The organism is Hydrogenophaga atypica (assembly GCF_042665215.1).
Classification (GTDB): Bacteria; Pseudomonadota; Gammaproteobacteria; order Burkholderiales; family Burkholderiaceae_C; genus Hydrogenophaga; species Hydrogenophaga defluvii_A.
The window spans coordinates 89,657-107,170 of the sequence record NZ_JBHTCA010000013.1 but is presented as its reverse complement, the minus strand read 5'-3'; the positions used below and the strand labels follow the sequence as shown (position 1 = coordinate 107,170).

General features: G+C 64.0%; 14 protein-coding genes and 3 tRNA genes. 16 read left to right on the top strand and 1 reads right to left on the bottom strand.

Annotated elements, in window-relative coordinates; genetic code table 11:
- The first annotated feature begins 186 nt into the window (after positions 1-186).
- From ACFQPB_RS15680 to ACFQPB_RS15615, 14 genes are all read left to right on the top strand, one after another.
- Positions 187-1,044, top strand: a complete 858-nt coding sequence (locus ACFQPB_RS15680) for a MurR/RpiR family transcriptional regulator (RefSeq protein WP_382225162.1) — start codon at positions 187-189, stop codon at positions 1,042-1,044.
- Complete coding sequence (locus ACFQPB_RS15675; protein WP_382225159.1) at positions 1,041-2,396, top strand: aspartate aminotransferase family protein; 1,356 nt, start codon at positions 1,041-1,043, stop codon at positions 2,394-2,396. Before ACFQPB_RS15680 ends, ACFQPB_RS15675 begins: the two co-directional genes overlap by 4 nt.
- Before the next feature lie 221 nt (positions 2,397-2,617).
- Positions 2,618-3,586 (top strand): TAXI family TRAP transporter solute-binding subunit, encoded by a 969-nt coding sequence (locus tag ACFQPB_RS15670; RefSeq protein ID WP_382225171.1) that lies wholly within the window; start codon positions 2,618-2,620, stop codon positions 3,584-3,586.
- Positions 3,587-3,664: 78 nt separating this feature from the next.
- Entirely contained in the window at positions 3,665-6,232 is a 2,568-nt protein-coding gene (locus ACFQPB_RS15665) for a TRAP transporter permease (RefSeq protein ID WP_382225157.1), read from the top strand.
- 1 nt (position 6,233) lies between these two features.
- On the top strand, positions 6,234-6,890 hold the full coding sequence (locus tag ACFQPB_RS15660; RefSeq protein ID WP_382225168.1) for an aspartate/glutamate racemase family protein: 657 nt from the start codon (positions 6,234-6,236) through the stop codon (positions 6,888-6,890).
- A gap of 92 nt (positions 6,891-6,982) precedes the next feature.
- Positions 6,983-7,069: transfer RNA gene (locus tag ACFQPB_RS15655), tRNA-Leu, on the top strand.
- A gap of 67 nt (positions 7,070-7,136) precedes the next feature.
- Entirely contained in the window at positions 7,137-8,447 is a 1,311-nt protein-coding gene (gene tig / locus ACFQPB_RS15650; RefSeq protein WP_382198230.1) for a trigger factor, read from the top strand.
- 141 nt (positions 8,448-8,588) lie between these two features.
- Positions 8,589-9,203, top strand: coding sequence for an ATP-dependent Clp endopeptidase proteolytic subunit ClpP (gene clpP / locus ACFQPB_RS15645; RefSeq protein WP_382198232.1), 615 nt, complete (start codon positions 8,589-8,591; stop codon positions 9,201-9,203).
- A gap of 122 nt (positions 9,204-9,325) precedes the next feature.
- Positions 9,326-10,591: an ATP-dependent Clp protease ATP-binding subunit ClpX gene (gene clpX, locus ACFQPB_RS15640; RefSeq protein ID WP_382225154.1), complete on the top strand. Its 1,266-nt coding sequence runs from the start codon at positions 9,326-9,328 to the stop codon at positions 10,589-10,591.
- A gap of 150 nt (positions 10,592-10,741) precedes the next feature.
- Positions 10,742-13,174 (top strand): endopeptidase La, encoded by a 2,433-nt coding sequence (gene lon / locus ACFQPB_RS15635; protein ID WP_382225152.1) that lies wholly within the window; start codon positions 10,742-10,744, stop codon positions 13,172-13,174.
- Between the two features lie 87 nt (positions 13,175-13,261).
- Positions 13,262-13,337 (top strand) — tRNA-Gly (locus ACFQPB_RS15630).
- 71 nt (positions 13,338-13,408) lie between these two features.
- Positions 13,409-13,482 (top strand) — tRNA-Cys (locus tag ACFQPB_RS15625).
- A gap of 172 nt (positions 13,483-13,654) precedes the next feature.
- The gene (locus tag ACFQPB_RS15620) at positions 13,655-14,320 is read left to right on the top strand and encodes a nucleotidyltransferase family protein (protein WP_382225150.1); all 666 of its coding nucleotides are present in this window, start codon (positions 13,655-13,657) and stop codon (positions 14,318-14,320) included.
- Between the two features lie 4 nt (positions 14,321-14,324).
- Positions 14,325-14,699, top strand: a complete 375-nt coding sequence (locus ACFQPB_RS15615) for a hypothetical protein (RefSeq protein ID WP_382225147.1) — start codon at positions 14,325-14,327, stop codon at positions 14,697-14,699.
- A gap of 12 nt (positions 14,700-14,711) precedes the next feature.
- Here the strand turns inward: ACFQPB_RS15615 and ACFQPB_RS15610 are convergent, their stop codons facing one another.
- On the bottom strand, positions 14,712-15,605 hold the full coding sequence (locus tag ACFQPB_RS15610) for a LysR substrate-binding domain-containing protein (protein WP_382225144.1): 894 nt from the start codon (positions 15,603-15,605) through the stop codon (positions 14,712-14,714).
- Between the two features lie 131 nt (positions 15,606-15,736).
- On the opposite strand from ACFQPB_RS15610, the gene ACFQPB_RS15605 reads away from it, so the two are divergent.
- Both ACFQPB_RS15605 and ACFQPB_RS15600 read left to right on the top strand, forming a co-directional pair.
- Positions 15,737-16,426: a substrate-binding domain-containing protein gene (locus ACFQPB_RS15605; RefSeq protein WP_382225142.1), complete on the top strand. Its 690-nt coding sequence runs from the start codon at positions 15,737-15,739 to the stop codon at positions 16,424-16,426.
- A 28-nt stretch (positions 16,427-16,454) separates the two neighbouring features.
- The gene (locus ACFQPB_RS15600) at positions 16,455-17,483 is read left to right on the top strand and encodes an amidohydrolase family protein (protein ID WP_382225139.1); all 1,029 of its coding nucleotides are present in this window, start codon (positions 16,455-16,457) and stop codon (positions 17,481-17,483) included.
- The last annotated feature ends 31 nt before the right edge of the window (positions 17,484-17,514 follow it).

Here is a 17,514-nt window from a genome sequence, read left to right as displayed (position 1 = left end):
TCTGTGAATCTCATCTTCCGGTTCTCCTGCATGTAGCGGGCCCGGCTCATGGGGGCGTGTTGCATCGCTCCTCCACAAACCGGACAGATTACTTGCTACGAACCGGACAACTCATTTGCTGCTGACAGTTTGTTTTGAAACACTTGTTTCCAAAATGAAAATGAGAAATAATTGTTTCATATCACCATGCCATACCACGCGCTGACCCAACTGATCGACAGCCATTTCGAGGCATTGAGCCCGGAGTTGCAGCGCGCCGCGCGCTGGGTGCGCGAGCACCCGGCCGAATTGGGCTTGCAGTCCCTGCGGGCGTCGGCACGGGCGGCGGGTGTGGCGCCGGCCACGTTGTCACGTCTGTCGCACGCGCTGGGCTTGGCCGATTTCGAGGCCATGCGCCGGCCGGTGGTGGAGGCATTGGCGCGGGGCGTGGGCAGCGGGCATGGCACGCCCGATGAAACCGCGCGTCCTTTGACCCAGGCGCAGTTGCGCAACGTGGCCTCCACCGCTGCGCGCAACCCGGTGGAGGTGGTGAATGCCGCTGCCGATTTGCTGTTGAGTGCGCGGCAACTGACGTTTCTGGGGCTGCGGGCCAGTTTTGGCATTGCCCACCACCTGCGTTACGCCTGCGACTGGTTGCGGCCAGGCACCCTGCTGGCCGGGGACGCGAGCGGTGCGCTGGTGGACCAAATCGCCCAGCTCACCGAAGCCGATGGTTTGGTGGTGGTGAGCCAGGCGCCCTACACCCGGCAGACGGTCGAGTGTGCACACGTGGCGCACGCAGCGGGTGTGCCCATCGTTGCCCTGACTGACAACCCGCTGTCGCCCCTGGCGCGGCTGGCGCGGCACACGCTGTTGTTTGACGCGGCGTCCCCGTCCTTCTTCCATTCCATGGCAGGCGCTCAGGCGCTCGCAGAAACCCTGGTGGCCGCGGTGGCCGCACGTGGCGGCGAACCGGTGGTGCGTCGCCTGGCCGAGGTGCAGGCCCGTCAGCACGCCCACAAAGCCTATTGGGAAAAACGCCCTTTGAAAGAAAGCTTCACATGAACACCCTGACCCATGTCTCACAAGAAGATACCCACATCCTGCACCGACAGCTGCGCAGCGGCTTGCCACTGGCGGTCGGCGGCGAAGGCGCCTGGCTGATCGGTGCCGATGGGAAACGCTACCTGGATGGCTCGGGCGGCGCGGCCGTGTCCTGTCTGGGCCACGCCCACCCCGACGTGCTGGCCGCCATGCACGCCCAGATCGACCGGCTGGCCTACGCTCACACCAGTTTTTTCAGCACCGAGGTGGCCGAACAACTGGCCGACCAACTGGTGGCCACCGCACCTGAGGGCATGAGCCATGTGTACTTCGTCAGCGGTGGTTCGGAGGCGGTGGAGGCGGCGCTGAAGATGGCACGCCAGTACTTTGTCGAAATCGGACAACCGCAGCGCCAGCACTTCATCGCACGCCGCCAGAGCTACCACGGCAACACGCTGGGCGCGCTGGCCGTGGGCGGCAACGCCTGGCGGCGCGCGCAGTTCCAGCCCCTGCTCATCGATGTGACCCACGTCGCGCCGTGTTACCCCTACCGCGACCAGGCCCCCACCGAAACGCCCGAACAGTACGGGCAACGCCTGGTGGGCGAGTTGTCTCAGGCCATCGACCAGCTGGGCGGTGAGAACGTGATCGCTTTTGTGGCCGAAACCGTGGGTGGCGCTACTGCCGGTGTGCTGACGCCGGTGCCCGGTTACTTCAAGGCGGTGCGCGAGCTGTGCGACCGCCATGGCATCCTGCTCATCCTCGACGAGGTGATGTGTGGCATGGGCCGCACCGGCACGCTGCACGCCTGCGAAGCCGAAGGTGTGGTGCCCGATTTGTTGACCATTGCCAAAGGCCTGGGCGGCGGCTACCAGCCCATTGGCGCGGTGCTGGCCCACCACCGGCTGGTGGACGCGTTCCGCCAGGGCAGCGGCCTGTTCCAGCATGGCCACACCTACCTGGGCCACGCCGTGGCCTGCGCCGCCGCGCTGGCGGTGCAGCAGGTGATCGCACGCGACGGCTTGCTCGACCGGGTGCAGGTGCTTGGCAGCTACCTCGAACAGCGCTTGCGCGCCGAACTGGGTCAGCACCCACACGTGGGCGACATCCGCGGGCGCGGCTTGTTTTGGGGGGTGGAGCTGGTGGCCGACAGAGACACGAAACAATGGTTTGACCCGGCGCGCAAACTGCATGCCAAGCTCAAGGCCGATGCCATGGCGCGTGGCATTCTGGTCTACCCCATGGGCGGCACGGTGGACGGCCAAGCCGGTGACCACGTGTTGCTGGCGCCGCCCTTCATCTGCAGCGAAGCGGAGATCGACTTCCTGGTGGCGCGTCTGGTCGAGTCCATACAAGCCGTCACGTCGATGTGAATATTCAAAGACCGTCAAACTTACATGGTGCTTTCACCAAGCCTGCTCGTCCGCTGGTCGGTGTACCATCGCCACCCGTGAAACAAGCCGGGTGCAGCGGGCACATCAACCGATGGGCGGCACTGTTCTTGCTGGTGGGGCACACAAGGCCCGGTCAGCAGATTCCCGGTCGGGCGAACCGCGCCCGCACACCTCAACCCAAGGAGATTCGCATGAAAAAGATGTTTCCCGCCGCCTTGGTGGCTGCTGCCGCAGCTGCCGCCAGCCTGGTGCCCATGGCGGCACAGGCGCAACAGAAGTTTGTGACCATCGGCACCGGCGGGGTCACGGGGGTGTACTACGCGGCAGGTGGCGCCATTTGCCGCCTGGTCAACAAGGACCGCGCGAAACACGGCATCCGCTGCTCGGTGGAGTCCACCGGCGGCTCGGTCTTCAACGTCAACACCATCAAGGCCGGTGAACTGGATTTCGGCTTCACCCAGTCCGACGTGCAATTCAACGCCGTCAAAGGTCTGAACCAGTTCAAGGACGGTGGTGCTGTTGGCGACCTGCGTGCCGCCTTTGCCGTGCACCCCGAGCCCTTCACCGTGTTGGCCCGCAAGGAAGCCAACGTCACCAAGTTCGAGGATTTCAAGGGCAAACGCTTCAACGTGGGCAACCCCGGCTCCGGCACCCGTTCTTCCATGGAAGAGATGTTGGGCGCCATGGGCTGGAAGCTGGCCGACTTCTCTTTGGCCTCTGAGCTGAAGGCCGACGAACATGGCCCGGCCCTGTGCGACGGCAAGATCGACGGCTTCTTCTACGGTGTGGGCCACCCCAGCGCCAACATCCAGGACCCGACCACGTCTTGCGGCGCCAAGCTGGTGTCGCTGACCGGCCCGGCCGTGGACAAGCTGGTGGCCGACAAGCCCTACTACGCCAAGGTCACCATCCCGGGCGGCCTGTACCCCAACAACCCGCAGCCCACCAGCACCTATGGTGTGCTGGCCACCGTGGTGGTTTCGGCCAAGACGCCTGCCGACACCGTTTACAACGTGGTCAAGGCCGTGTTCGAGAACTTTGACGAGTTCAAGAAGCTGCACCCGGCGCTGGCCAACCTCAAACCTGAGAGCATGATCAAGGACGGTCTGAGCGCGCCTCTGCACGAAGGTGCCGCCAAGTACTACAAGGAAAAGGGCTGGATCAAGTAAGGACGCTGTCCGCTTGAGCCAACGTGAGGGCGAAGGCGACTTCGCCCTTTTTTGTTCCCGATCCTGAAGAGTTCCGCGATGAGCACTGACATCGAAAAAGCCCCCGAGGCCTTGCAGCAACTCGTGGCCGACAACGACACCGGCGGGCGCAAGCCCACCGGCGCGACGGCCGCTTTCATTTTTGGCGTGGCGCTGTTGTGGGCGCTGTTCCAGTTCTGGTACGCCTCGCCCCTGCCATTTGCCCTGGGTTTCGGCATCTTGAATGACACCGAAGCGCGGGCCATCCACCTCGCGTTTGCGCTGTTCCTGGCCTTTCTGGCCTGGCCGGCGCTCAAGTCATCGCCGCGCGACCGCGTGCCGCTCGTGGACTGGGGCTTGGCGCTTGTTGCGGCCTTTGCCGGCGCCTACCTGATGTTGTTTTACGCCCAGCTCGCCACGCGCCCCGGGCAGCCCACCACGGTGGACGTGGTGGTCTCGCTGGCCGGTGTGGTGCTGTTGCTGGAGGCGACGCGCCGCGCGGTGGGCTGGCCCATGGCCGCGTTGGCCGCCATCTTTTTGGCCTACTGCCTGTTGGGGCCGTGGATGCCCGACGTGTTGGCGCACAAGGGGGCTTCGCTCAACCGCCTGATCTCGCACATGTGGCTGACCACCGAAGGTGTGTATGGCATTGCGCTGGGGGTGTCGGCCGGCACCATTTTTGTGTACGTGCTGTTCGGCGCGCTGCTGGACCGCGCGGGCGGTGGCAACTACATGATGCAGGTCAGCTTTGCGGCGCTGGGCCACTTGCGCGGCGGCCCGGCCAAAGTGGCGGTGGTGTCCTCGGCGCTCAACGGCATGATCTCGGGCTCCTCGGTGTCCAACGTGGTGTCGGGTGGCATTTTCACCATCCCGCTGATGAAGAAGGCGGGCTACGGTGGCGTCAAGGCCGGCGCGATCGAAACCATGAGTTCGGTGAACGGCCAGATCATGCCGCCTGTGATGGGGGCTGCGGCGTTCCTGATGGTGGAGTACGTGGGCATCTCTTATTCGGAGATCGTCAAACACGCCGTGTTGCCGGCCACTTTGTCCTACATCGGCCTGCTCTACATCGTGCACCTCGAAGCGCTCAAGATGGGCATGCAGCCCATCGTGCAGGCGGTTCAGCGCACGTGGTCGGCGCGCCTGATGCGCATCGGTCTGGGGTTGTCCGGCAGCGTTGCTGTGGTCTGCGGGCTGTACTACGTGTTGCAGGCCATCAAGGCCACGCTGGGCCCGGCGGCACCCTTCGCCACGGCGGTGGTGCTGCTGGCCATGTATGTGTATGCGCTCAAACAGGCGGCGTCCTGCCCGGACCTGCCCGACGACATCGACATCGAGAACCCCAAGCCGCTGGAAACCTGGCCCACGGTCAAGGCCGGCTTGCACTACATCATGCCCATCGGCGCGCTGATCTGGTGCCTGATGGTCGAGGAGATGTCGCCAGCGCTGTCCGCCTTCTGGGCGGTCACGGTGCTGGTGGTGCTCATGCTCACGCAGCGTCCACTGGTCGAATGGTTCCGTGGCCACAAAACGGCGGAGGCCTGGTCACACGGATGGATGTCGGTGGTGCATGGCTTCAACGACGGTTCGCGCAACATGATCGGCATTGGCGTGGCCACCGCCACGGCAGGCGTGATCGTGGGTGCCATCACCCTCACCGGCCTGGGTCTGCGCATGACCGAGTTCGTCGAGTTCGTGGCACAGGGCAACGTGATGGTGATGCTGCTGTTCATCGCCTTCGTGTGCCTGGTGCTGGGTCTGGGCGTGCCCACCACCGCCAACTACGTGCTGGTGGCCACACTCATGGCGCCGGTGGTGGTGGAGCTGGGCGCACAAAGTGGGCTCATCATCCCGTTGATTGCGGTGCACCTGTTCGTTTTCTATTACGGCATCATGGGCGACATCACGCCGCCCGTGGGGCTGGCCACGTTCGCGGCAGCGGCTATTTCGGGTGAAGACTCGATCAAGACCGGCATCCAGGGCTCCGTTTACGCGTTGCGCACGGTGATCCTGCCCTTCATCTGGATCTTCAACCCGCAGCTGTTGCTGATCGATGTGCACGGCTGGGCCGAGTTGGTGCGGCTGTTGGTGGCATGCACCCTGGCCACGCTGATCTTTGCCGCCGTGACCATGAACTGGTTCCGCGTCAAGAGTCACCTGTGGGAAACCGCGCTGCTGCTGGTGGCCGTGGTCTTGCTGTTCCGCCCCGACTTCTTCATGGACCGCCTGCACCCCGCCTACCAGAGCGTGCCTGCGGCGCAGGTGTTCGAGGTGGCCGGCAAGGTGGCGTCCGACGACCGTGTGGTCATGGTGATTCAGGGCAGCACCATCGAAGGCCGAGACATCGCCAAGACGGTTGCCCTGCAACTGGGCGAGGCCGGTGCCGACGGTCGCAAGCGCCTGCTGGATGCTGGTCTGCAACTGGTGCCGCTGGGTGATGCGGTGCAGATCGGCCAGGTCAAGTTCGGTACCCGTGCAGCCAAGTCGGGCTTCGAACAGGGCTGGGACGTGTCTGCCGTGCAAGTGCCCACCGACCGCCCGACCGCCCACTGGTTCTACCTTCCGGCGCTGCTGCTGATCGGCTTTGTCTGGTGGAACCAGGGTCGGCGCATGAAGCGTGTTGTCTGACATGCGCATTGCCCTCATCCACGCGCTGGCTCACTCGGTCGGTCCCATCAACCAGGCCATGGCCCAGGCCTGGCCCGAGGCGGTGCGCATGAACCTGCTTGACGACAGTCTGTCGGCCGATCTGGCGCGCACCGGTGCTGCGGGCGGTGATGGGCTGGACACCGCCATGCACCAGCGCTTTGAGGATTTGTGTGCCTACGCTGAACGCACCGGTGCCCAGGGCATCTTGTTCACCTGCTCGGCCTTCGGGCCTTGTATCGAAGCGGCAGCAGCGCGCCGGCCCCACATGCCGGTGCTCAAGCCCAACGAGGCGATGGTGGCCGATGCCGTGGCCAGTGGCCAGCGCGTGGGGCTGATCGCCTCGTTTGCCCCGACCTTGCATAGCATGCCCCCCGAATTTCCGGCGGGCGTGGAACTGCGCACCGCCTTGGTGGCGCAGGCCATGGCCGCGCTGGACCAAGGGGATGGTGAGGCGCACGATGCCGCCGTTTTGGCGGCGGCGCAGACCCTGGTGGCGCAGGGCTGTGGCGCCATCGCCTTGGCGCAGTTCAGCATGGCGCGCGCTGCGCCACTGCTGCGGCGTGAGTTGCCGTCAACCGTGCCGGTGCTGACCACTCCCGACAGCGCCGTGACCGCCTTGCGGCGGCGTTTGTTGTAGCGCGGCTGAAGCCGTCAGGCGGGGCCGATCGCAAGCGGTGGGCGGCAAGCCGTACAATCGCAGGTTTGCCGGTGGAAGACCACCGTTGTGTCGCGCGGGTGGCGAAATTGGTAGACGCACCAGGTTTAGGTCCTGACGGTGGCAACACTGTGGGGGTTCGAGTCCCCCCCCGCGCACCACACAAAAAAATCCGGATGCCGTGTCGCGCCAGAACAGCGCGGCCTTGAACATGAACAGGAGTCATAGATGACCGTGAACGTTGAAACCCTCGAGAAGCTCGAGCGCAAGATCACCCTCACCCTGCCGGTGGACGCGATCCAGAACGAGGTGAACACCCGCCTCAAGCGCATGGCCCGCCAGGTCAAGATGGACGGCTTCCGTCCGGGCAAGGTGCCCTTCAACGTCGTGGCCCAGCGCTACGGCTACTCGGTGCACTATGAAGTGATGAACGACAAGGTGGGCGAGGCGTTTGCCGTGGCCGCCAACGAAGCCAAGCTGCGAGTGGCCGGCCAGCCGCGCATCAGTGAAAGTGAAGCATCGCCCGAAGGCCAGGTGGCTTTCGACGCCGTGTTTGAGGTGTTCCCGGAAGTCACCATCGGTGACCTGTCCACCGCCGAAATCGAGAAGGTCAGCACCGAAGTGAGCCAGGCCGCCGTCGACAAGACCGTGGACATCCTGCGCAAGCAGCGCCGCACCTTTGCCCAGCGCGCGCAAGACCAGGCCGCACAAGATGGCGACCGCGTGACCATCGGCTTCGAAGGCAAGATCGACGGCGAACCCTTTGAAGGTGGCAAAGCCGAAGGCTTCCAGTTCATCGTGGGCGACGGCCAGATGCTCAAGGAGTTCGAAGACGCCGTGCGTGGCATGAAGTCGGGCGAAAGCAAGACCTTCCCGCTGAACTTCCCGGCCGATTACCACGGCAAGGACGTGGCCGGCAAAACCGCCGACTTCCTGGTCACCGTGAACAAGATCGAAGCCGCCAACCTGCCCGAAGTGGACGAGGCGTTTGCCAAGGCCCTGGGCATTGCCGATGGCACCGTGGAAGGCCTGCACGCCGACATCCGCAAGAACCTGGAGCGCGAAGTCAAGTTCCGCGTGCTGGCCCGCAACAAGCAGGCCGCCATGGACGCGCTGGTGGCCAAGTCGGAGCTGGACCTGCCCAAGGCCAGCGTGCAGTCCGAGCTGGAGCGCCTGGTGGAAGGTGCCCGCGCCGACCTCAAGCAGCGTGGTGTGAAGGACGCCGACAAGGCGCCTATTCCTGAGGAGCTGTTCCGCCCACAAGCCGAGCGCCGCGTGCGCCTGGGCCTGGTGGTGGCCGAGCTGGTCAAGGCCAACAACCTGCAGGCCACGCCCGAGCAGGTCATGGCCCACATCAACGAGCTGGCCGCTTCCTACGAAAAGCCGGCCGACGTGGTGCGCTGGTACCAGGGCGACCGCAACCGCATGGCCGAAGTCGAAGCCATCGTGCTGGAAAACAACGTGACCGACTTCGTGTTGGCCAAAGCCAAGGTCACCGACAAACAAGTCGCTTTTGACGAACTGATGGGCCAGGGCTGAGCCCAGGCGCCGCGCGCGCCGTGAACGCCGAGAAGGGGGCAGCGCGTCTGCCCCCTTTCTTTTTGGTGTTTTGTCCCCATGTTCCCCAAACGCCACCGGCGGTTTGGTTAAAGTAGCCGCTGTACCCTTACGGAGCCAACAATGAGTGTGATGGACATCCAGAACCTGGGCATGGTGCCCATGGTGATCGAACAATCGGGCCGCGGCGAGCGCGCCTACGACATCTATTCGCGCCTGCTCAAAGAGCGCGTGATCTTCCTGGTGGGTCCGGTCAACGACCAGAGCGCCAACCTGGTGGTGGCCCAGCTGCTGTTCCTGGAGAGCGAGAACCCCGACAAGGACATCTCCTTCTACATCAACTCGCCGGGCGGTTCGGTGAGCGCGGGCATGGCCATTTTCGACACCATGAACTTCATCAAGCCCGACGTGTCCACGCTGTGCACCGGCATGGCCGCCAGCATGGGCGCCTTCCTGCTGGCTGCGGGTGCCAAGGGCAAGCGTTTTTCACTGCCCAACTCCAAGGTCATGATCCACCAGCCGCTGGGCGGCACGCAGGGCCAGGCCACCGAGATCGAGATCCACGCCCGCGAAATCCTCAAGACGCGCGAGCAACTGAACAAGATCCTGGCCGAGCGCACCGGCCAGCCGCTGGAAAAGATCGAGCGCGACACCGAGCGCGACTACTACCTGTCGGCTGTGGAAGCGCAGGAGTACGGCCTCATCGACAAGGTCATCGACAAGCGCGGCGCTGTCTGACCCTGTTCTTGCCACGTTTTCAGACAGGCGGGCTGGCCTTGGGCCGGACCCGCTTTTTTGCGTCTGAGGCGATGGCTTATCATTGACAAACACCGTTTTCGACCGATCAAGGCACCTCACACATGGCCGACAAAAAAGGCACCAGCAGCGAAAAATCCCTCTACTGCTCTTTCTGCGGCAAGAGCCAGCACGAGGTCAAGAAGCTCATCGCCGGGCCTTCGGTCTTCATTTGCGACGAGTGCATTGACCTGTGCAACGACATCATTCGTGACGAGCTGCCGGGCAACGCACTGACGGCCGAATCGGGCGATGCCTTGCCCACACCCAGCCAGCTCAAGGGCAACCTGGACAACTACGTCATCGGGCAGGACCCAGCCAAAAAAGCCTTGGCCGTGGCGGTGTACAACCACTACAAACGCCTGCGCCACAAGACCAAGGCGCGCAAGGACGAGGTGGAGCTGGCCAAAAGCAACATCCTGCTGATCGGCCCCACCGGCTCGGGCAAGACGCTGCTGGCCCAGACCATGGCACGCATGCTCAACGTGCCTTTTGTGATGGCCGATGCCACCACCCTGACCGAGGCCGGCTACGTGGGTGAAGACGTGGAAAACATCGTCGCCAAGCTGCTGCAAAGCTGCAACTACGACGTTGAGCGCGCACAGCAGGGCATCGTCTACATCGACGAGATCGACAAGATCACCCGCAAGTCCGACAACCCGTCCATCACCCGCGATGTGTCGGGTGAAGGCGTGCAGCAGGCCTTGCTCAAACTGGTGGAAGGCACCATGGCCAGCGTGCCGCCACAGGGCGGGCGCAAGCACCCCAACCAGGATTTCCTGCAGGTGGACACCACCAATATCCTGTTCATTTGTGGCGGTGCGTTTGCCGGACTGGAGAAGGTGATCGAGAACCGCACCGAGGCCTCGGGCATCGGTTTCGGCGCTTCGGTCAAGAGCAAGAAGCAGCGCAGCCTGACCGATGTGTTCCGCGAGGTCGAGCCCGAAGATCTGATCAAGTTTGGCCTCATCCCCGAACTGGTGGGCCGCTTGCCGGTGGTGGCCACGTTGGCCGAACTCACCGAGGACGCGCTGGTGGATATCCTGACCCAGCCCAAGAACGCGGTGGTCAAGCAGTTTGCCCAGTTGCTGGCCATGGAAGGCGCCGAGCTGGAAGTTCGGCCCAATGCGCTCAAGGCCATTGCCCGCCGTGCGTTGGCCCGCAAGACCGGTGCGCGTGGTTTGCGTTCGATCATGGAGCAGGCGTTGATCGACACCATGTACGAGTTGCCCAGCACCAGCAACGTGGAGCGTGTGGTGGTGGACGAGTCCACCATCGAAGAGAACAAGCCGCCGCTGTTGGTGTACCGCGAAGCCGCCAAGCAGGCGTGAGCTTTCTTCCGGCGCGTTGACCCACATGCAACGCGCCGATGATTCACCTGCTGGCCGCAGGGATGTGGCAGGTGCTTGGGCGGAGGCGTACAGTGTCTATTGACATTGGTGCCAGCGACCCCAAGTGAGTACGAATTTGTTGAGGTAGATATGTCCGGCCAAACCCCCTTGCCCCCCACCCCCACCACGCTGCCCTTGCTGCCCTTGCGTGATGTGGTGGTGTTCCCGCACATGGTCATCCCGCTGTTTGTAGGACGACCCAAAAGCATCAAGGCCCTTGAGGCCGCCATGGAGGTGGAGCGCCGCATCATGCTGGTGGCCCAGAAAGCCGCCGCCAAGGACGAGCCCACGGCAGACGACATGTTCGAGATGGGCTGCGTGGCCAGCATCCTGCAGATGCTCAAGTTGCCCGACGGCACCGTGAAGGTGCTGGTGGAAGGTGTGCAGCGCGCGCAGGTGCTGTCGGTCGAGGACGGCGAAAGCCACTTCACCGCTTCGGTGCACCCGCTGGAGGCCACGCAGGAGCTGGCCGACACCGACACCGCCGAGCTTGAAGCCCTGCGCCGTGCCGTGATGCAGCAGTTTGACCAGTACGTCAAACTCAACAAGAAGATCCCTTCGGAAATCCTCACGTCCATTTCCAGCATCGATGACGCCGGCCGCCTGGCCGACACCATCGCCGCTCACCTGCCGCTCAAGCTCGAATCCAAGCAGGAGGTGCTGGGCCTGGAGCAGGTGGCGCGCCGTCTGGAGAACCTGTTCGCGCAGCTTGAGCGCGAGGTGGACATCCTCAACGTCGACAAAAAAATCCGTGGCCGCGTCAAGCGCCAGATGGAGAAGAACCAGCGCGACTTTTACCTGAACGAACAGGTCAAGGCCATCCAGAAAGAGCTGGGCGAGGGCGAAGAGGGCGCCGACATCGAAGAGGTCGAGAAAAAGATCAAGCTGGCCAAGATGCCGGCCGAGGCGCGCAAGAAAGCCGACGCCGAGCTCAAGAAGCTCAAGCTGATGTCGCCCATGTCGGCCGAGGCCTCGGTGGTGCGCAACTACATCGACGTGCTCACTGGTTTGCCCTGGAGCAAGAAGACCAAGATCAAACACGACCTGGGCCTGGCCGAAGGCGTGCTCAACGAAGACCACTTCGGCCTGGAGAAGGTCAAGGACCGCATCCTCGAATACCTCGCGGTGCAACAGCGCGTGGACAAGGTCAAGGCGCCTATCCTGTGCCTGGTCGGCCCACCGGGCGTGGGCAAAACCTCGCTGGGGCAGTCCATCGCCAAGGCGACCGGGCGCAAGTACGTGCGCATGGCCCTGGGCGGCATGCGCGACGAGGCCGAGATCCGCGGTCACCGCCGCACCTACATCGGCGCCATGCCGGGCAAGGTGTTGCAGAGCCTGACCAAGGTGGGCACGCGCAACCCGCTGTTCCTGCTCGACGAGATCGACAAGCTGGGCACCGACTTCCGCGGTGACCCGTCGAGCGCGCTGCTGGAGGTGCTGGACCCCGAGCAGAACCACACTTTCGGCGATCACTATGTCGAGGTTGATTTCGATCTGTCCGACGTGATGTTCGTGGCGACCTCCAACTCCATGAACATCCCGCCCGCGCTGCTGGACCGCATGGAGGTCATCCGCCTGTCGGGCTACACCGAGGACGAGAAGACCAACATCGCCGTGAAGTACCTGCTGCCCAAGCAGATGAAGAACAACGGTGTGAAAGACGCCGAAATGCAAGTGGCTGAGGCGGCGGTGCGCGATATCGTGCGCTACTACACCCGCGAAGCCGGCGTGCGCTCGCTTGAACGCGAACTCTCCAAGATTTGCCGCAAGGTGGTCAAGGGCCTGCTGCTCAAGAAGCTGCAAGCACCCGTGCAGGTCACGGCAGACAACCTGCCCGATTTCCTGGGTGTGCGCAAATACACCTACGGTCGTGCTGAAGGGCAGAACCAGGTCGGCCAAGTGGTGGGCCTGGCCTGGACCGAGGTGGGCGGTGATCTGCTGACCATCGAAACCGCGCTGATGCCTGGCAAGGGGGTTATCACCCGCACCGGCTCGCTGGGCGACGTCATGAAGGAGTCGGTCGAGGCCGCGCGCACCGTGGTGCGCAGCCGCTCGCGCGCCCTTGGCATCAAGGACGAGATGTTCGAAAAACGCGACATCCACATCCACGTGCCCGACGGTGCCACGCCCAAGGACGGCCCCAGCGCGGGTGCGGCCATGACGACGGCCCTGGTGTCGGCATTGACGGGCATCCCGGTGCGCGGCGACGTGGCCATGACCGGTGAGATCACCCTGCGCGGTGAAGTCACCGCCATCGGTGGCCTGAAGGAAAAGTTGTTGGCCGCGCTGCGCGGGGGCATCAAAACGGTGATCATCCCCGAAGAAAACGTGAAGGACTTGGCCGAGATTCCCGACAACGTGAAGAGTGGCCTGCAGATCGTGCCAGTGAAGTGGATTGACAAGGTGCTGGAAATTGCACTGGAGCGCCTGACCGTGCCGCTGACCGATGAAGAGGTGGCCGCCGCAGCCGTGGCGACGACGGCTGCCACGGGTGTGCAGGCGCCGGGTTCGGTGAAGCACTGAAAATTTTTTGGGTGCTTTGACTGAAGGCCAAAAATATGGCTATAATTTCAGCTTCAGACAGCAAGCTCAAGTTGATGTTTGAAAAACGCGGGAATAGCTCAGTTGGTAGAGCGCAACCTTGCCAAGGTTGAGGTCGCGAGTTCGAATCTCGTTTCCCGCTCCAGATTCAAAAAGGGAAGCCCAGGCTTCCCTTTTTTGTCAGAGCCCACGGGGGCATGACATGGAGCCACACATGGCGCGATAGCAAAGCGGTTATGCCCCGGATTGCAAATCCGGTTAGTCCGGTTCGACTCCGGATCGCGCCTCCAGATTTCTACATTGAAATCAACAATTTAGCCGCTGCAAAGCGGCTTTTTTGTTTCCGCTCATCCCCAAAAGTGCGCCTGAATGCGTGGCTCTGCTACCGTAATTCGCAGCACTGCTACTGTTTGTCGGACTGGTTTGTCCGTTTTGGAAGCGTCCTATCCCACAAGACCGCCGATGAGTGATCCAGTTTCTCCGTCTGCCACAGCCCGTGTGGCGGCCTTGGTACTGGCCGCCGGCGCCGGCTCGCGCATGGGTCACCGGCCCAAGTGCCTGCTTGAGATCGATGGCCAGGCGTTGATCCGTCGCCAAGTCCACGCGGTTTGGCAGGCAGGTGTGGTGTCGGTGGTGGTGGTGCTGGGGCACCATGCGGACCGCATCGCGCCCTTGCTCAAGGACGTGCCCGTGCAGCTGGTTCACCACCCGGCCCCCGATCAAGGGCAGGTGTCGTCTCTGCATTTGGGGTTGCGAGCCCTGACGGAGTCGGCCGATGCCGTGGTGGTGCTGCTGGCCGACCAACCCTTGGTCAACGATCAGGACATCCGCGATCTGCTGGCGGCCTACGCCACACGGCCACCGGGCACCGCTTTTGTGCGGCCGGTGGTGGATGGGTTGCCTGGCAACCCGGTGGTGTTTTCGAGCGCTGTAGCGCTTGCCCTGTTGGCCGGAGGTCCCGACATGGGGGGGGCGCAGTGGCAGGCGCAGCACCCGGCTGCGGTGTTCCGCTGGGCGACGTCCAACAGCCACTACCGCTTGGATGTGGACACCATGGACGACGTGGCCATGTTGGCTGCGCGCACAGGCGTGCGCCTGGTGTGGCCGGCCGATCTGGCGAAGGAGTGAGCACTTGGACTACCTGGAGTTTGACAGCCACGAATCTGCGGAAGGTGTGCGCAGTTTCGAGGCCATGGCGTCGGTCAACGAGGCGCGCTGGCCGGCGCTGCAGGCCGAGCTGACGCAGGTGCTGGCCTGGTGCCACGCGTGGGGCCGTGCGCACGGGGCACCCGAGCCGCTGGCCCTGGACGATGGGGGCGAGTGGGACGTCGACCTTCAGGTGACACGCGAGTGGTCTGAGCCCATGGCCACACACTACGAACCGCAGCGCGCTGACTTGCGCCTTCAACCGTCTGGCGGCACACACAGCCGTTGGGTGGCGACGCTGGTGGTCAGCGGCCACGAGGCATTTGCCACCGACTTCAGCGTCCAATTTCTCGGCGAGTGAGGGCCGCTGCGCTCAGGCCAGCAGGCGGGGTGCCAACTGACCGATCAGCTCCAGCATCGCCTGTTGGGTCAAGGTGGTGGGGCGCTGTGCACTCACAGCCACACTCAGCCGCGTGCGCAGCCGGGGCGAATGCACCGGGCTCACCACCAGGGTGCCGGCGTGCGCCGAGGTGCGGACCGCATTTCGCGACAAAACCGCGTTACCGGCGCCATCGGCCACGAGGTCCAGGATGGCCGACACGCCGTCGATTTCCAGCGCAATCTTCGGTCGGCATCCGATGTTGGCCAGCTCGGTTTCCACCAGCATGCGGATGGCGTTGGGCCGGCTGGGAATGACCAGCGGCAGCGCCGAGACTTCGCGCAGCGTGTGCCCCGCTGGCAGCACGGGGGTGCCGGGTGCCTGTATCAGGTACAGGTCTTCTTCCACCAGTGGGGTGAGTTCGATGTCGGGCGAGGGTGTGGCGTTGTAGAGCACGACCAGGTCCAGGCGCCCGGTCAACAGGCCTTCGAGCATGCTGGCCGAAAGCCCCTCGCTGATCGACAGGGACGCGTCGGGCAGGCGCTGGCGAAACTCGCGCGTGAGCGGCACGGTCAGCACCTTGGCCACGCTGGTGGGCAGGCCAATGGCCACACGGCCCGCCAACGCGCCGCGCACGCGGCCCAACTCTTCCTTGGCACGTTCCACCTGGTGCAGGATGCCACGCCCGTGGTCGAGCAACAGCTTGCCCGCGTCGGTGGGGTTGGCGCCGCGCCCATTGCGCACCAACAGGTTTTGTCGCAACTCCACTTCGAGCAGGCGCACCTGGCGGCTGAGCGCCGGCTGGGCCACATTCAGCGCGGCAGCGGCGCGTGTGAAGCTGCCCAGCTCGGCCACGCGGACAAAATACTCCAGTTGCTTGAGGTCCATGCTGATCTGGGAATAGCTTTTGCTCGATTATGCCGAAATGCGATAGCAGTTAGCGCACCGCCGGACTTGGAAAGCCTGGGCCGTGTCCCGACAATGGCGCTCCCACCTTGCCCTGATTGCATCACCGCCCCATGACCTCCACACTCACCGGCATATCGTCCATGGCCACCCGACAGGTGTTGGCCGAACTGGCCGACGCCTACCAACAACGTGCGGGGCAAGCGGTACGTTTCGAGTCGGTGGGGGGGGTGGACGCCGCCAAGCGCGTCGCCGCAGGCGAGCGTTTTGATGTGGTGGTGCTGGCGCTGGACGCCATCGAGCGGCTGACGGCCAGTGACCACATTGACGCCGACAGCCGGGTGGATCTGGTGCGATCTGGCGTGGCTGTGGCCGTGCGCGCGGGTGCGCCTTTGCCCGACCTGTCCAGCGAAGCGGCGGTCCGCGCCGCTGTGCTGGCTGCGCCCCGCATCAGCTGCTCCACCGGCCCGAGTGGCGTGGCACTGGCCCAGCTGTTTGAACGTTGGGGCATCGCCGACGACATCCGGGCGCGGCTGGTGACCCCACCACCCGGTGTACCTGTCGGGTTGCTGGTCGCACAGGGCGAGGTGGACCTGGGCTTTCAGCAGCTCAGCGAGCTGATCCACGTTGAAGGCATCACGGTGGCTGGCGCGCTGCCACCGGCCATACAAATCACCACCACGTTTTCTGCCGGCGTGTGCAGCGGCTCGGCGCAGGCCGATGCGGCGCGCGCGATGCTGGCTTTCATGGCCTCGCCCGAGGCGGACGCAGCCAAGCGCCGTCAGGGCATGGAGCCGGCCTGACACCTCGACATTGCACAGGAGCCCCCCCATGATCATCGACTGCCACGGCCACTACACCACCGCACCCAAGGCGCTGGAAAACTGGCGCAACGCCCAGATTGCCCACCTCAACACGCCCGAGCTGGGCCCCAAGGTGACCGATCTGAAAATCAGCGACGACGAGCTGCGCGAGTCCATCGAAACCAACCAGCTGCGCCTGATGAAGGAGCGTGGCTCCGACCTCACCATCTTCAGCCCGCGTGCCAGCTTCATGGCGCATCACATCGGCGACTTCAACACCTCGTCCACCTGGGCTGCCATCTGCAACGAGCTGTGCTATCGGGTCTCCCAGCTCTTCCCTGACAACTTCGTCCCCGCCGCCATGCTGCCGCAAAGTCCCGGCGTGGACCCACGCACCTGCATTCCCGAACTGGAAAAGTGCGTCAAGGACTACGGCAATGTGGGCATCAACCTCAACCCCGATCCCAGCGGCGGCCACTGGACCAGCCCACCCCTGAGCGATCGCCACTGGTACCCCATCTACGAAAAGATGGTGGAGCACGACATCCCCGCCATGATCCACGTGAGCACATCGTGCAACGCGTGTTTCCACACCACCGGTGCCCACTACCTGAACGCCGACACCACGGCTTTCATGCAGTGCCTCACCAGCGATCTGTTCCAGGACTTCCCGGCGCTGAAGTTCATCATCCCGCACGGCGGCGGCGCCGTTCCCTACCACTGGGGCCGCTTTCGGGGCCTGGCGCAGGAGCTGAAGAAACCGCTGCTCAAGGACCACCTGCTCAACAACATCTTCTTCGACACCTGCGTCTACCACCAGCCGGGTATCGACCTGCTGACCAAGGTGATCCCGGTGGACAACATCCTGTTTGCCAGCGAGATGATCGGCGCCGTGCGCGGCATCGATCCCGAAACCGGCCACTACTACGACGACACCAAGCGCTACATCGAGGCGTCCACCATCGTCGTCGGCGACGACCGCCACAAGATCTACGAAGGCAACGCGCGCCGGGTATTCCCGCGCCTGGACGCGCGCCTGAAGGCCGCCGGAAAGTAGCCTGTCGAGCGACCAACCAGGCCTGTGGTGC

Bases quoted from the DNA above. Each gene is read 5' to 3' on its own strand.
- ACFQPB_RS15680 (WP_382225162.1), top strand. From the start codon at position 187: ATGCCATACCACGCGCTGACCCAACTGATCGACAGCCATTTCGAGGCA.
- ACFQPB_RS15660 (WP_382225168.1), top strand. From the start codon at position 6,234: ATGCGCATTGCCCTCATCCACGCGCTGGCTCACTCGGTCGGTCCCATC.
- ACFQPB_RS15675 (WP_382225159.1), top strand. From the start codon at position 1,041: ATGAACACCCTGACCCATGTCTCACAAGAAGATACCCACATCCTGCAC.
- ACFQPB_RS15610 (WP_382225144.1), bottom strand. From the start codon at position 15,605: ATGGACCTCAAGCAACTGGAGTATTTTGTCCGCGTGGCCGAGCTGGGC.
- ACFQPB_RS15620 (WP_382225150.1), top strand. From the start codon at position 13,655: ATGAGTGATCCAGTTTCTCCGTCTGCCACAGCCCGTGTGGCGGCCTTG.
- clpP (WP_382198232.1), top strand. From the start codon at position 8,589: ATGAGTGTGATGGACATCCAGAACCTGGGCATGGTGCCCATGGTGATC.
- ACFQPB_RS15670 (WP_382225171.1), top strand. From the start codon at position 2,618: ATGTTTCCCGCCGCCTTGGTGGCTGCTGCCGCAGCTGCCGCCAGCCTG.
- ACFQPB_RS15665 (WP_382225157.1), top strand. From the start codon at position 3,665: ATGAGCACTGACATCGAAAAAGCCCCCGAGGCCTTGCAGCAACTCGTG.
- lon (WP_382225152.1), top strand. From the start codon at position 10,742: ATGTCCGGCCAAACCCCCTTGCCCCCCACCCCCACCACGCTGCCCTTG.
- ACFQPB_RS15605 (WP_382225142.1), top strand. From the start codon at position 15,737: ATGACCTCCACACTCACCGGCATATCGTCCATGGCCACCCGACAGGTG.
- clpX (WP_382225154.1), top strand. From the start codon at position 9,326: ATGGCCGACAAAAAAGGCACCAGCAGCGAAAAATCCCTCTACTGCTCT.
- tig (WP_382198230.1), top strand. From the start codon at position 7,137: ATGACCGTGAACGTTGAAACCCTCGAGAAGCTCGAGCGCAAGATCACC.
- ACFQPB_RS15600 (WP_382225139.1), top strand. From the start codon at position 16,455: ATGATCATCGACTGCCACGGCCACTACACCACCGCACCCAAGGCGCTG.